This window comes from Porphyromonas canoris (assembly GCF_000765975.1).
GTDB classification, from domain to species: domain Bacteria; phylum Bacteroidota; class Bacteroidia; order Bacteroidales; family Porphyromonadaceae; genus Porphyromonas_A; species Porphyromonas_A canoris.
In genome coordinates this window covers 156,727-169,912 of the sequence record NZ_JQZX01000009.1, presented here as the reverse complement: position 1 = coordinate 169,912, position 13,186 = coordinate 156,727, and the positions used below count along the sequence as shown (strand labels likewise).

Sequence of the window (13,186 nt, the reverse complement as noted above, 5' to 3'; positions counted from 1 at the left end):
TCCTATAAAAGAGTTTTTATGTTCTCTATTAAAAATGTGAGCGCAACGGAGTTGAAGCCTCCCTCCGGAATGATAAGATGTGCATATCTCTTGGATGGCTCCACAAACTCATCGTGCATCGGCTTTACGGTAGAGAAATATTGGGTCAAAACCGAATCCATATCTCTTCCCCTCTCTTGCACATCACGAACAAGCCTTCTTCCCAAACGCACATCGGCATCTGTATCGACAAAAATCTTGATATCCATTAAGTCCCGAAGCTGTTTATTCTCCAAAATCAAAATGCCATCCAGTATGATCACTCTTGCCGGCTTTACCAAGACGGTCTCGGACATTCTGTTGTGCTCTTTGAACGAATAGACCGGACGACGCACAGGAATACCGCTTTTGAGCAGGCGGATATGCTGTATAAGCATGTCTGTATCGAAAGAGGAGGGATGATCATAGTTTTGCTTTACGCGCTCTTCCATGGTAAGATCATCATTTGCTTTATAGTAATAGTCATGGCTGATTATCACCACCGACTCATCACTAAAGGCTTCAAGAAGTCTGTTCACAAGAGTGGATTTTCCCGAAGCCGAACCTCCTGCCACTCCTATTACGGTTGTATTGTTATGTTTATCCATCATACAGCTACTTTCGTGACTTTTATCTCATCCGACAAAGGTAAAAAAAAAGAGAAGCGTACACAATTCGGACCATTTGCCAACCGTCCCTACTTTGTTTTCTCTCCGGTAGCAAACTTGCTCTTAACCTGTTTATAAAATATATTTAAGCCGGATAAATAATCGTGTAATGCCTGATAACTCTGCAATTCAAGACTTGATTTCTAGCTCTCATGCTTCGGTTCTTATATTTCAAAGCTTGATTTGCAGAAATCGAGCCTTGATTTACACCTCTGAATACGATAAACAATATCTGTGAACAGGTACAGGATATTTTCTAAACCTGTCTACAAAAAGAAGGAAACCATCTTCAAGCAAAAAGGGGCAGTACAGACAAACAAAAAAGGCTAAAGATAACTATCTCATGGAGTAGCTCTTCAACCTTCAGTTTGTTGCTTTGCAACAACTCTATCTTACGTAGAGATGTGGGCAGTGATGGATTCGAACCACCGAAGACGAACGTCAGCTGAGTTACAGTCAGCCCCATTTGGCCACTCTGGAAACTGCCCAATGTGCAAATAGTAGAAGATGTATTATGCTACAAGTCTCCCTATTTGCCCCGCAAAGGTAGAATATTTCTCCGATTTAGCCAAACAACTTCGCCATTTGTATAGCTGTTATTCCGGCTTCCACACCCTTGTTTCCATGCTTTCCTCCGGCTCTTTCTTCTGCCTGCTCCATATTATCCGTTGTAAGGACACCGAATATTACCGGGACAGATGAGTTCATATTCAGGGACGCCAACCCGTTTGCCACAGCATCGGATATGAATGTAAAGTGAGGCGTTTCCCCTTGAATGACACAGCCTATGGCTATGACAGCATCATACTTCTCCATTCGTACAAGAGAAGCAGAAGAGTGAACAAGTTCAAATGTACCCGGCACATAGAAGACATCTATGTCTTGACTCTCCACTCCATGCTCCTTTAGAGCAGATATTGCCCCATCAAGAAGTGCATAGGTAATATTGGAATTCCATCTTGCGACAGTGATAGCGATCTTTAAGCCTCCCGCAAAAGGGACTGATTCGGGGTCATAAGAAGAAAGATTCTGATTCTTTGTTGCCATAAATGTTTTAGTTTGTGAGCTGCCATTCCACCTCAATTATTCGTTGAAAAGAGTCTCATCTTATGTTCAAAGCATTTTATGAGATCCGGAGGTAAAGAATAAGCAAAATAGAAGCCTGCATTCCTCTTTCTGTGTAAGAAATGCAGGCCTTTATCGGTTTATAATTCTACGTTGTTTGTAAAATACTCTTCTGTCTGTCGGGGCTTATCTTGCAATGTAGCGTTCGTTTACCACATTCCAGTCGATAATGCTCCAAACAGCGTCTATATGGTCTGCTCTCTTGTTTTCATAATCCAGGTAGTAAGCATGTTCCCAAACATCAATTCCCATAAGAGGAATCAAGTTGTCCACCACAGGGTTGCTACCGTTCTTATCTTGAGTAATAACAAGCTTACCATCCTTGTCACAAGCAAGCCATGCCCAGCCTGAACCAAAAAGAGTAGTTGCTTTTGTCTTAAACTCTGCCTTGAATGCGTCAAAAGATCCCCATGTAGCATCTATCGCAGCGCCCAATTCTCCCTTAGGGTTTTCACCTCCATTGGGAGAAAACTGTGTGAAATAGAGGTTGTGATTCAAGATCTGTCCTGCATTGTTGAAGATACCACCATCGGAAGACTTCACGATCTCGATAAGCTCTTTACCTTCCAATCCGGAGCCCGGAAGCAGCTTGTTAAGATTGTCTACATAGGCTTGAAGGTGCTTGCCATGGTGTAGTTCTACTGTGCGCTTGCTTATTGCAGGAGCCAATGCATCTGTTGCATAAGGCAGTTTCAAAAGTTCAAATACCATACTATCTTGTGTTTTTGTGTTAATAATTTCAGAGTCGGCAGCTGCCGTGATCTCTGTGTTGTTTTTGGTTTCTCCTGTTTCTTCTTCGACCGCTTTCTGTGAACAGCTAAAAAGAGATGTTCCAAGCAGAAAGAATGCACAAGAGAGCGTAAAAATCCGTCTCATTTGGCTTAATGTTTTATATAGAACTCGTGCCTTCGATTTTCCGTATGCAAATATAATAAAAAAAACGATGCGAGCCTTATTTATAAACGATTGAGCCATAAAACAATCTCTCAGCCACCTCCTCACAAAGAGAGAAATAATGGCTGAGAGATCGGATCAGATTACAAGCTCAACTTTATACCGGCAAAGATGCTTCTTGGTGATTTAGGACCATAAACATAAGCCGAAGCACGGTTTGGACCTTCATCGAAGTCTTTTTGGTAAGCATTCAAAAGATTGTTGATACCGAAGTTTACTTCCATATCCGTAGATCCGAATGCAAACTTGTATGCTACCTTCGTGTTCAAAGCAAAGAACGGAGAGGTAAAGACAATCTTATTATCTCCATCATTGGTTATATAAACCCCTTCCTTGTCTCCGTGTTCGTAAGGAACATACATAGAGCCGGTGAAGTCTCCGGTAAGGTTAAATGAAAGTCTGTCTGTCGGTGTCAAACTCCACACAAAGTATCCGTACTGATTCGGAGTTCTCATAAACTCTTTCTTCTTATCCACATCTTCTATTGCACGTTGCGGACGATCGAACAAGCTGCGCTGAACAGTGTAACCCAACTGAAGTGATGTAAGCTTTTTGTAAGCTAATCTCATTTCAAAGTTGGCACCATAAACAGAAGCATTTACCTTGTGCCCGTCTTCATCGACATTCTGTACATAGGTATAATCCTCTTTTTCTACGGCAACAAACTTATTGAAAATTCTGGTGTAGAACCCTTCCAACATCAAATTGAGAGAGATATTGTCCGAAAGTGTTGTATAGTAATCCACAGAACCGGTAAAGCTATTAGAGCGCTCTTCTCTGAGGTCCGGAGACAATATACGAGGCTTTCCTTCTCCATTGGCAAAAGCTACGTGCAACTCTTCTTCAAAGTATGCAGGGGCACGGAAACCTTCTGCGTAAGAAAGACGAATATTGATATCTTCCGTAGGATTATAGCGTAGTGTGGCACGAGGAGTAAGAATATCAAGAGTGCTCAGTCCTAACTTCGCATGCTTCTCATCCGTTGATAATCCTACGTGATCGTAACGCAAGCCCAAAAGGAAACCGAGCTTGTCATTCTTCCACTCGTTTTGAGCAAAAAGACTGGAAGTGCGAGTGTGCTGTCCTATTGCCAATGGTCTGTTTCCACTGCTGTCATTAAGTCTGTTGTATGTATATTCTCCTCCAACAGTCAATGCTGAAGGCATGAAAAGAAGCTTTTGAAAATTGTGTACATATTGCAATCCCATTTGGGCTGTAAGGTCTTTAGTCAATCCATAAGCTCCTAATCCTTTTGCTGCATCTTCGGGAGAAATAGGATTGGATCCTACCAAGTTGTCCGGAGTAACAGGGCCTCCACCATAATAGCTACGGCGAAGTGTGTGGCTTACCGCTCCAAAAGCAGTGATAAAACCTGCTCCATCCGCAACATATTGATCCAAACGAAGAATACCTGTATGAATATTGTGCTTCAAGCTTTCAGCAATATTTGCTTCATGTTCCGGCTTTTCCAAGTTGTTACCACCGCGTCTGTCTTCTTGTGTATAGAAATAGTCAAGAGAAAGTTTTCCCTGATGCCAAGGATTCAAAAATGCAGAAGTACCGACGGTAACACTTTTCAACTTTGGAAGTTCGGAATATCCATCTTGGCCATCCTTTGTTCCCAAGTCCTTGTCCGCCTTTACCAAGCTTCCGGGGCGTACAACATCTATACCGTCTCTCTCTTTCATACGACCATATACGGAAATACCGCTTTGGAGATCCGGAGAGACAACGGATGAGAAAAAGTTTGCATTGTGCATAGGCTTAGTCCAATTGTCTTGATACAACTCTGTGTTGTAAGAGACAGTAGTCATATTCCTGCTCGGTGCCTTTGTAATAATGTTTATTGTACCACCGATAGCACTGGATCCAAAAATGGCAGAACCACCACCACGCACTACTTCCACTCTGTCTATCATCTCTGTTGGGAACATTTCCAAGCCATAAACTCCTGCCAGTGAGCTAAAAATACTTCTGGAGTTGATAACTACTTGTGAATATGGTCCATCCAATCCGTTGATTCTAACTTGATTAAAACCGCAGTTTTGACAGTTGTCTTCAACTCTTACACCGGGATTAAACTTCAATGCTTGATCCAAGTTGACAGAAGCGGTTGCCTCAAAAAGCTTAGCGTCTGTTACATTTACTAATACAGGAGCCTGCCTGCGCTTTGTTTCTGTCCTGTTGGCAGAGACCACGACTTCGTCTATATTAAATACAGAAGGTTCAAGAGCCAATATAATTTCGCTCTTCTTCGTTACATCATAGTCAAACTCTTGAGTCTTATAACCCATTAGGACTATACGAAGTTTACCTTGAGGGCGATGAAGCTCCTCCATTACGAATGTTCCATCCTTCTTAGCAGATGCACCATCGCTTGATCCCACTACTCTAACAACAACGTATGGCAATGGTTTTTGTGTGGATGCATCTATAACTTTTCCCGAAAGCTTATAATGCTTGTGGGGAGCCTGCTCTACCACCGAAGTAGTAGAAACATTTGCCTGAGCCACGGGCAATGAAACGAGTAAGGCTCCAAGTAAAAATGAAATTTTCTTCATGAGTTCTTTCTCTATTATAAATGTTTTATTGTTTGATGTCAGTAAGTTTCGCAAATTTCAATGTTTTGTTCAATATGGGCAATACCTTTTTTTAGTGAATTTATAGCCTTAAAACATAGTAACATTATAACAAAGAAAAGACCCAATCCATAACTTGGACCAGGTCTTCTACTTAGTTGCGGAGGCAGGATTCGAACCTACGACCTTTGGGTTATGAGCCCAACGAGCTGCCACTGCTCCACTCCGCGATTTCGTTTTGCGTTGCAAAGGTAGAAAGAAATTCTGAAACCTCCAAATCCTCTAACTCAGCAACCATGCTTCAATCATCTTTCTTCCTTGTGGAGTCATAATAGATTCGGGGTGAAATTGTACGCCCCACATCCTAAATTTAGCATGAGATAAAACTGCTATATTCCCCTCATCATCAAGAGCATCTACCGAAAAATCTTTGGGTAAACTCTTCTTGTCGGCAACCCATGAATGGTATCTACCAACCCAAACAGGTAAATCCAAATGAGCCAACAGAAGAGAATCTTTATTAAGAATCTCCAATATCCCGGCATGCCCATGCTTTGGAGAGGTAAGGCATTCAAGCTTACCTCCTAAAGCCAAAACCATGGCTTGCAGCCCAAGACAGACACCCAATATGGAATGAGTTGGAGCGAAAGTTCGTACCACTTCTAAAAGCCTATCATACTCATAAGGTAATCCCGGACCAGGTGAAAGCAAAATGTGGGTATGAGTGGAAAACAAATGCCATGAGGAAGAGAGATCTTCTTCATTTACTATTGTGTAGTCGCACATCCCGAACTCTCTCACAATCTGTACTAAGTTGTACACAAATGAGTCATGATGATTGATAATAAGAACTCTAATTCGCTTCATAGCTATTTTTGCCCCAAAAATACACTATATTTGCATACCAAGCAAGGTATAGAGAGCATGATAACAGAGATATCTTACAATTCTCTTATAGAAGAGATGAACAGATTGGGAGCCACGAATACTCCCTTTATTTTTGCCGTTAATTTTGAAAAATCTGCAGGTTTGATCCTACCTCATCCTAATAAACAAACGGATGTTCTATACTCTATTCAGAAGTACTCTAACTATCCTAACGCTTTTGAAAAATGTCCTTTGACTCTAAAAGCAATCCCGGAGTCGTTAGAAAGTTATACCAAACGCTTTAATAGAGTGATGGAAGGATTGATGAGAGGAGATACATTTCTTACTAATTTGACCGTAAGAACACCCATATCTTTACCTCATTCTCTGAAGGAGGTCTTTGTATATTCCAAGGCAAAATACAAGATGTATGTTCCTGACAAGTGGGTATGCTTCTCTCCGGAAACATTTATTTCAATAGATGAACATGGAAAAATCTCTGCTCATCCGATGAAGGGGACGATAGATGCGACTATTCCCAATGCCAAGGAGGTGATTTTATCTGACTATAAAGAGACTGCAGAGCATCATACAATTGTCGATCTTATCCGGAATGACTTAAATATGGTTGCACATAATGTAAAAGTAGAACACTTTAGATACATAGATAAGATAATATCTCCTCAAGGAGAGCTATTACAAGTAAGTTCAACCATAACCGGGACTTTATCTCCAAACTGGAAAGAGAGCATTGGAGATATTATAGACACTCTTCTTCCTGCCGGTTCCATATCGGGAGCTCCTAAAGAGGCTACTCTGCAAATCATACGTGAGGCAGAACAGCAAACAAGAGGATATTATACCGGAATTATGGGAATGTTTAACGGAGAAATGATGGATACAGGAGTAATAATCCGTTATATAGAGAAAGAGGGAGGGAGTCTCTTCTTCAGGAGTGGAGGAGGTATTACAATTAACTCTGTTGTAGAAAACGAATATCGCGAAATTATTCAAAAAATCTATATCCCCCATGTTTAACGGATCTGCCCCACTTTTTATTGAAACATTATCCATTCGTGGTGGAGTAGTGAATAACTTAGAGTTCCATCAAGAAAGAATGTACGCAACAGGGGTAGCTCATCACTTCTCTCCCCCATCATGGGAGGAAATAAAAGAAAGATTAGATACAGATGTGGTTTTGTCTGATCCTACCTCTCTATATAAGTGTACTATAACGTATAGAGAAACGATTAAGCAGATATCTCTATCAAAATATAGCACAAGAAAAATAGAAAGACTTATACCTGTTTATGTAAAAGATCTATCTTGGTACAACTTCAAATATGCCAATAGAGAATCCTTTGAAAATCTAAAAGAAGGATTACAGCCAAACGATGAAATCATCATTGTTACACCTGATGGATTTATATCTGACACGAGCTATACCAATATTGTAATAGAGAAGTCCGGTATTTATAAAACTCCGTCAACTCCTCTACTTAAAGGGACTCAAAGAGCATCCCTACTAAAAAAAGGAGTAATACAAGAGGCTAAAATTACTCTGGAAGATATATATATACCTTGTACTATCCACTTAATCAATGCCCTAATGCCATTAGGCACTCTCTCTTTACGGAATACTTCTATTACACAATAGAAGAGATTTATTACTCTGTCTCATAACCTCAAATGGTACTTAAAGTAAGTCTTAACGGAATCAAAAAAAATGCGAGAAAAGAGGTTTCAAGCTCCTTTCTCGCATCATTTTTTTTTACGAGAAGATCCTCTATGGATCTTTATTACCTTAGTTTATCTTCTTGATAATTTCCATTCCCTTCTTAATGGCCTCCTCATTCATCGGAATAAGTTTGTGGTGTCTTTCAGGAAGAGATTTCTTAAGTCCCAAGGTGATGTGTTGCAAATCCACAATAGGAGCAACTTTCAAAAGACCTCCAAGAATAATCATATTGAAAACCTTATCATTCGCCATCTCTACGGAAGCCTTAACTCCTTCTACAAGATAAATATTGATATCATCTCTTTTAGGAGGTACGGGGATAGAGTTATCATCATAAATCAAGATACCTCCTGGCTTTACCGAATTCAAAAACTTATCCAATGAAGGTTGATTCAACACTACTACAATATCATAGGAGTTAAGAATCGGAGAGCTTACCTTATCATCACTCACTATAACGGTAACATTGGCTGTACCACCACGTTGTTCCGGACCATAAGCAGGCATCCAAGAAACTTCTTTTCCTCCCATAAGTCCAGAGTAAGCCAATATTTTACCCATTGATAGTACACCCTGTCCGCCAAAGCCGGCTATTAGTATTTCACAAGTCATGGTTCGTATTCTTTTAGTATAGTTAAGTACTCTGTTTTTCCTCTACCAATTTTACTCATTCTTAAGGTCTCCGAGAGGATACATTGGGAACATATTCTCTTCCATCCATTCATTGGATTTTGCAGGAGAAAGTTTCCAACCAGAGTTACAAGTAGATACCACCTCTACGATAGAAGTTCCTTTGCCATCGAGAGAGTTTTGGAACGCTTTCTTTATGGCGGCTTTTGTCTTACGCACATTAGCCGGTTTATGAACAGCCTGACGTGTTACATAGCAAGTGCCATCAAGCTGAGCAAGAAGATTTCCTATCTTAAGCGGATAACCATTCATTTCAACTGTACGACCTTGCGGAGAAGTGGCTGTTTTCATTCCGGGAAGTGTGGTAGGTGCCATCTGACCTCCAGTCATACCATAAATACCATTGTTGATAAATATTATGGCAATATTTTCTCCCCTGTTTGCAGCATGAATAGTTTCAGCTGTACCGATAGCTGCCAAGTCCCCATCCCCTTGGTAGGTAAATACAAGTTTTTCGGGCATGAGTCTCTTTATCGCTGTTGCCAAAGCAGGAGCTCTACCATGAGCAGCCTCTTGCCAGTCAATATCAATATAGCGATAGGCAAATACAGCACATCCTACCGGTGCTATACCTACTGTTTTATCTGCGTAGCCCATTTCTTCTAAAACTTCAGCTACAAGTTTGTGTACCACTCCATGACTACAACCGGGGCAATAGTGCATAGTGGTATCATTGAGAAGTGTCGGTTTTTTATAGACCAAGTTCTCAGGCTTGATTATATCTTGAATATTCATTGTGGTATATATTTCAAATGAAGTTACGAATAATATATTGGAAAATCCTGACAAAGACAGCTGAAAAGCCGGTAATGAAAAAGAAGAGTCTTTGTTCCGGCACGGTAAAGTACAAAACTAAAGTAGCCAAAACCAAAATATAAAATACGATTGTAAGTATGCTATACAACTTCTTCATTCCAATACTTATCAAAGCTTCCTTTGTGACGAATTCAAATTCTCCAACCTTCTTAATATTTATGCCTTTGGAAAGCGTTCCTTAAGAGCTTCAAAGATTTCAACAGGAGAGAATATCATTCCTCCCTGACGACCGGTATGGTAAACAGGAACCTTACCATTAACGGCAAGTCTTACATCCTCTACCATCTGACCAGCATTCAACTCTGCAGATAAAAATCCCTTACAACGATCCGCCAATTCTGAAATAATCTTTGAAGGGAAAGGCCACAAAGTTATAGGTCTTACCAAACCAACTTTATATCCATTTTCACGTGCAATTTCAAGAGCCTTTCCTGCTATACGACTAGCTGATCCAAACGCTACTATAATATAGTCAGCATCTTCACATTGAGTAAGTTCGTAACGCACTTCATTCTTCTCTATCGCTTCATACTTAGCTTGAAGGCGATGATTATTCTCTTCCATCACTTTAGGATCAAGCTCCAAAGAGGTAATAATATTAGGCTTATTGCGTGTATTACCCACAGTAGCCCATGGATATTTTTCACGAATTTCCTCTTCTGTCATACGCTCACGTTGCGGAGGAAGAACAACCTTCTCCATCATCTGACCGATAACGCCATCAGATAGAATGATAGCAGGATTACGATATTTGAATGCAAGATCAAACCCAAGAGCCACAAAATCAGCCATTTCTTGCACAGAATTCGGAGCAAGCGTTATGAGTCTGTAATCCCCATGTCCACCACCTTTGACTGTTTGAAAGTAGTCGGCTTGACTGGGCTGAATAGTACCAAGACCAGGACCTCCACGCATTACATTCAAAAGAAGACATGGGAGCTCAGCTCCTGCAATGTACGAAATACCTTCTTGCTTCAAACTCATACCAGGGCTTGAAGAAGATGTCATTACTCGCTTACCACAACCAGCTCCTCCATAGACCATATTAATAGCAGCAACTTCACTTTCTGCTTGAAGTACCACCATACCGGTAGTTTCCCATGGAGCATCATCCATGAGAGTTTCCATTACCTCACTCTGAGGTGTAATAGGGTATCCAAAATACCCATCGCAACCATACCTTACAGCTGCCTTGGCAATGGCTTCATTGCCTTTCATCAATTGAATATCTTGTTGAGACATATCTTTTTCGTTTCTTTTTGTTCTATAGATACAGCAAAAAGTATTCTATTTCCGAATATTTTTGCCACAAATCATCCTTCCACTTTCATTCTGTAAACGGTAATACACCCGTCTGGACATACTAAACCACAATTAGAACATCCGATGCAATTATCCGGATTTTCCATATAAGCATAGTGATATCCCTTGCTATTCACCTCATGAGGTTGTAGAGAAAGTGTTGATGTTGGACAAGAAACTACACAAAGATTGCAACCCTTACACCTTTGCTCATTCACCACCACGGCGCCTTTGATTTTTGCCATATCAAGCGTGATTTAAGATTTAAATTTATTGTTGTTTATGTAATAGTAATTCGATCTCTCTTTATTATATCTTGAAATCCATTCAAAGGTAGGAATTTTAGTTGATATTTTTCTCCATTTCTTGTTTTTAACACTAAATTTGCAGATAGTTATCTACACCTATTGCTCTAAAAAAAGCCTAACCATCACATTGTCAAATATTTTAAGCAGATCACACACAATAGCATTAAATAGGTATTATACAAATGACAAAGACAAGCAAATCCACTGCAAGAATTAATTATAAATACCTATATTTGGGTATATCAAATATCTTTCATACATTTGCAGCATAAACAAAAAACAACCGGTATTACTATTACAAAAACATTTAGTTATGGCTTATTTGATTAATGGAAATTGTATTGCTTGCGGTACTTGTATGGCAGAGTGTCCTACCGACTCTATCTCCGAAGGCGATATCTACGTAATTGATCCTGATACTTGCGTAGATTGTGGTGCTTGTGCAGCCGTTTGCCCTACAGAAAGTATCGAACAACAATAATAGCCCATAGAGATATTGGGCTTAGATGAGTGTTGATATATACCCGCTTTTCTTGCAGAAAAGCGGGTATATTGTTTTTATGGCTTTGGAGACTAAAGGCTATAAAACGTTACACAAAGAGAGAAGACAGACTCATTTAATAAAGCCTAAAAATATAAATTCCCTACTCTGTCGGAGCAATCTTTGTTTCTTTTCTCAGAAATAACGTATCTTCATTGTTCAGATTTTCTTCTTACCAAAGTTTCCAACAAAAAAAACAGACAAAAATGCAATCATGGCAGGTATTTACATACATGTTCCGTTTTGTAGTAAGAAATGTTCCTACTGTGACTTCTATTCTGTAGTCAGTAAGAGCTACATAACTCAATATATTCATTCTCTCCTATTCGAGATAAAAGGTAGGGCGAGAGAGTATAATGAGCTATTGGGTTCCCAAGATAAAATAGAAACCATATACATAGGAGGAGGGACTCCTTCTCTCCTTTCTAATGCTTATATTGCCACTATAATAGAAACTCTACGCAAACATTTCAAGGTCTCATCTGAAGCAGAGATCACGATGGAAGTAAATCCGGAATCGGTAAGTAAGAAAAATCTTCCAGAGTACCGAAATATTGGTATCAATAGAGTAAGTATGGGAGTACAGAGTTTTAATGACCAACTATTAAAATCCATTTCCCGAAGCCACACCTCTATTGAGGCCATCCATGCGATTGACATCATAAAAGGATCAGGAATAGAAAATCTATCTATTGACCTTATTTATGGTCTTCCCGATCAAACATTAAAAATATGGATAAAAGATTTGGATACACTTTTCAGTCTTGATATACCACATTTATCTGCTTATCATCTGATTTATGAAGAAGGAACTCCCATGTGGTATTTTAGAAAAAGAGGAAAAGTTCAAGAGACTCCGGAAGAAACAAGTATTGAAATGGCCAAATACCTATACATTTCCACAGAGTTTCACGGACTAATTCCTTATGAAATCTCTGCTTTTGCAAAAAAAGGATTTGAAAGCAAGCACAATAGTGCGTATTGGTTAGGAAAACCTTATTTAGCCTTTGGTCCATCAGCACATGGTTATATTCACCCTTATCGTTGGTCCGTATCCCCCTCCATTGTAAAATACATTCAAAATCCTCTATCTGAAGATATACGACACACAGAGATTATCTCTCATGAGGAGTCTATGGAAGAGTATATATTAACTCGAATGCGAACTCTTCAACATGGAATATCTCTTGACTATATCTATAAGGAGTATGGAAAAACTTCTTATAATAGAGTTAAGCACGTAATAGATAAAAAGATTTCTTGTGGTCTTATCCGAAAACTTCCCAACAGTCACTATGCTCTTACATACAATGGTATACTACTTATGGATACTATAATATTGGAAATGGTTTCAGAGTAAGCATTTTAGTCAGATCGTTGATCTTATAAGAGAGCCTTTAAAACAAAAATAGCCGCAGACTTAATCATCTACGGCTATATTTCGTACCCAGACCCGGGGTCGAACCGGGATGGAAGTGAATCCACTGGTGTTTGAGACCAGCGCGTCTACCGATTCCGCCATCTGGGCATCTTTATCTTATTGCGTTGCAAAGTTAGTATTATTATTGAAAACAGCAATA

General features: G+C 39.7%; 13 protein-coding genes and 3 tRNA genes. 4 read left to right on the top strand and 12 right to left on the bottom strand.

Annotated features, from left to right (window positions below):
- Nucleotides 1-2: 2 nt before the first annotated feature.
- The 7 genes from udk to HQ29_RS05515 form a co-directional block, all read right to left on the bottom strand.
- Nucleotides 3-629, bottom strand: a complete 627-nt coding sequence (gene udk / locus HQ29_RS05545) for a uridine kinase (RefSeq protein ID WP_369794002.1) — start codon at nt 627-629, stop codon at nt 3-5.
- Nucleotides 630-1,091: 462 nt separating this feature from the next.
- A tRNA-Tyr gene (locus tag HQ29_RS05540) sits at nt 1,092-1,174 on the bottom strand.
- Nucleotides 1,175-1,250: 76 nt separating this feature from the next.
- Nucleotides 1,251-1,733, bottom strand: a complete 483-nt coding sequence (gene ribH, locus HQ29_RS05535) for a 6,7-dimethyl-8-ribityllumazine synthase (RefSeq protein WP_036788841.1) — start codon at nt 1,731-1,733, stop codon at nt 1,251-1,253.
- 204 nt (nt 1,734-1,937) lie between these two features.
- Entirely contained in the window at nt 1,938-2,522 is a 585-nt protein-coding gene (locus HQ29_RS05530; protein WP_036863874.1) for a superoxide dismutase, read from the bottom strand.
- Between the two features lie 326 nt (nt 2,523-2,848).
- Entirely contained in the window at nt 2,849-5,326 is a 2,478-nt protein-coding gene (locus HQ29_RS05525; RefSeq protein WP_036868121.1) for a TonB-dependent receptor, read from the bottom strand.
- A gap of 176 nt (nt 5,327-5,502) precedes the next feature.
- A tRNA-Met gene (locus HQ29_RS05520) sits at nt 5,503-5,574 on the bottom strand.
- Nucleotides 5,575-5,626: 52 nt separating this feature from the next.
- A complete protein-coding gene (locus HQ29_RS05515; RefSeq protein ID WP_052089866.1) occupies nt 5,627-6,211 on the bottom strand; it encodes an anthranilate synthase component II in 585 nt (194 codons plus the stop codon).
- A gap of 57 nt (nt 6,212-6,268) precedes the next feature.
- On the opposite strand from HQ29_RS05515, the gene HQ29_RS05510 reads away from it, so the two are divergent.
- Both HQ29_RS05510 and HQ29_RS05505 read left to right on the top strand, forming a co-directional pair.
- Nucleotides 6,269-7,249: an aminodeoxychorismate synthase component I gene (locus HQ29_RS05510; protein WP_036868418.1), complete on the top strand. Its 981-nt coding sequence runs from the start codon at nt 6,269-6,271 to the stop codon at nt 7,247-7,249.
- Nucleotides 7,242-7,868 (top strand): aminotransferase class IV, encoded by a 627-nt coding sequence (locus HQ29_RS05505; protein WP_036788837.1) that lies wholly within the window; start codon nt 7,242-7,244, stop codon nt 7,866-7,868. Before HQ29_RS05510 ends, HQ29_RS05505 begins: the two co-directional genes overlap by 8 nt.
- 147 nt (nt 7,869-8,015) lie before the next feature.
- Here HQ29_RS05505 and HQ29_RS05500 read toward each other — a convergent pair whose 3' ends face one another.
- From HQ29_RS05500 to HQ29_RS10140, 4 genes are all read right to left on the bottom strand, one after another.
- A complete protein-coding gene (locus tag HQ29_RS05500; protein WP_036788835.1) occupies nt 8,016-8,561 on the bottom strand; it encodes a 2-oxoacid:acceptor oxidoreductase family protein in 546 nt (181 codons plus the stop codon).
- Nucleotides 8,562-8,612: 51 nt separating this feature from the next.
- A complete protein-coding gene (locus tag HQ29_RS05495) occupies nt 8,613-9,374 on the bottom strand; it encodes a thiamine pyrophosphate-dependent enzyme (protein WP_036868118.1) in 762 nt (253 codons plus the stop codon).
- A 237-nt stretch (nt 9,375-9,611) separates the two neighbouring features.
- The gene (locus tag HQ29_RS05490; RefSeq protein ID WP_036863738.1) at nt 9,612-10,697 is read right to left on the bottom strand and encodes a 3-methyl-2-oxobutanoate dehydrogenase subunit VorB; all 1,086 of its coding nucleotides are present in this window, start codon (nt 10,695-10,697) and stop codon (nt 9,612-9,614) included.
- 71 nt (nt 10,698-10,768) lie between these two features.
- Nucleotides 10,769-11,002: a 4Fe-4S binding protein gene (locus HQ29_RS10140; protein WP_081964510.1), complete on the bottom strand. Its 234-nt coding sequence runs from the start codon at nt 11,000-11,002 to the stop codon at nt 10,769-10,771.
- Between the two features lie 376 nt (nt 11,003-11,378).
- Between HQ29_RS10140 and HQ29_RS10135 the strand changes: the two genes are divergently transcribed.
- Nucleotides 11,379-11,546 (top strand): DUF362 domain-containing protein, encoded by a 168-nt coding sequence (locus HQ29_RS10135; protein ID WP_081964509.1) that lies wholly within the window; start codon nt 11,379-11,381, stop codon nt 11,544-11,546.
- Between the two features lie 274 nt (nt 11,547-11,820).
- Nucleotides 11,821-12,966 carry a radical SAM family heme chaperone HemW gene (gene hemW / locus HQ29_RS05485; RefSeq protein ID WP_036868115.1) on the top strand — a complete coding sequence of 382 codons (1,146 nt, stop codon included), beginning with the start codon at nt 11,821-11,823 and terminating at the stop codon, nt 12,964-12,966.
- 84 nt (nt 12,967-13,050) lie between these two features.
- On the opposite strand, the gene HQ29_RS05480 is transcribed toward hemW, so the two are convergent.
- Nucleotides 13,051-13,134, bottom strand: a tRNA-Leu gene (locus HQ29_RS05480).
- Nucleotides 13,135-13,186 lie beyond the last annotated feature (52 nt).

Bases quoted from the DNA above. Each gene is read 5' to 3' on its own strand.
- HQ29_RS05490 (WP_036863738.1), bottom strand. From the start codon at position 10,697: ATGTCTCAACAAGATATTCAATTGATGAAAGGCAATGAAGCCATTGCC.
- HQ29_RS05505 (WP_036788837.1), top strand. From the start codon at position 7,242: ATGTTTAACGGATCTGCCCCACTTTTTATTGAAACATTATCCATTCGT.
- HQ29_RS05525 (WP_036868121.1), bottom strand. From the start codon at position 5,326: ATGAAGAAAATTTCATTTTTACTTGGAGCCTTACTCGTTTCATTGCCC.
- HQ29_RS05495 (WP_036868118.1), bottom strand. From the start codon at position 9,374: ATGAATATTCAAGATATAATCAAGCCTGAGAACTTGGTCTATAAAAAA.
- ribH (WP_036788841.1), bottom strand. From the start codon at position 1,733: ATGGCAACAAAGAATCAGAATCTTTCTTCTTATGACCCCGAATCAGTC.
- HQ29_RS10135 (WP_081964509.1), top strand. From the start codon at position 11,379: ATGGCTTATTTGATTAATGGAAATTGTATTGCTTGCGGTACTTGTATG.
- HQ29_RS05515 (WP_052089866.1), bottom strand. From the start codon at position 6,211: ATGAAGCGAATTAGAGTTCTTATTATCAATCATCATGACTCATTTGTG.
- hemW (WP_036868115.1), top strand. From the start codon at position 11,821: ATGGCAGGTATTTACATACATGTTCCGTTTTGTAGTAAGAAATGTTCC.
- HQ29_RS05510 (WP_036868418.1), top strand. From the start codon at position 6,269: ATGATAACAGAGATATCTTACAATTCTCTTATAGAAGAGATGAACAGA.
- udk (WP_369794002.1), bottom strand. From the start codon at position 629: ATGATGGATAAACATAACAATACAACCGTAATAGGAGTGGCAGGAGGT.
- HQ29_RS10140 (WP_081964510.1), bottom strand. From the start codon at position 11,002: ATGGCAAAAATCAAAGGCGCCGTGGTGGTGAATGAGCAAAGGTGTAAG.
- HQ29_RS05530 (WP_036863874.1), bottom strand. From the start codon at position 2,522: ATGGTATTTGAACTTTTGAAACTGCCTTATGCAACAGATGCATTGGCT.
- HQ29_RS05500 (WP_036788835.1), bottom strand. From the start codon at position 8,561: ATGACTTGTGAAATACTAATAGCCGGCTTTGGCGGACAGGGTGTACTA.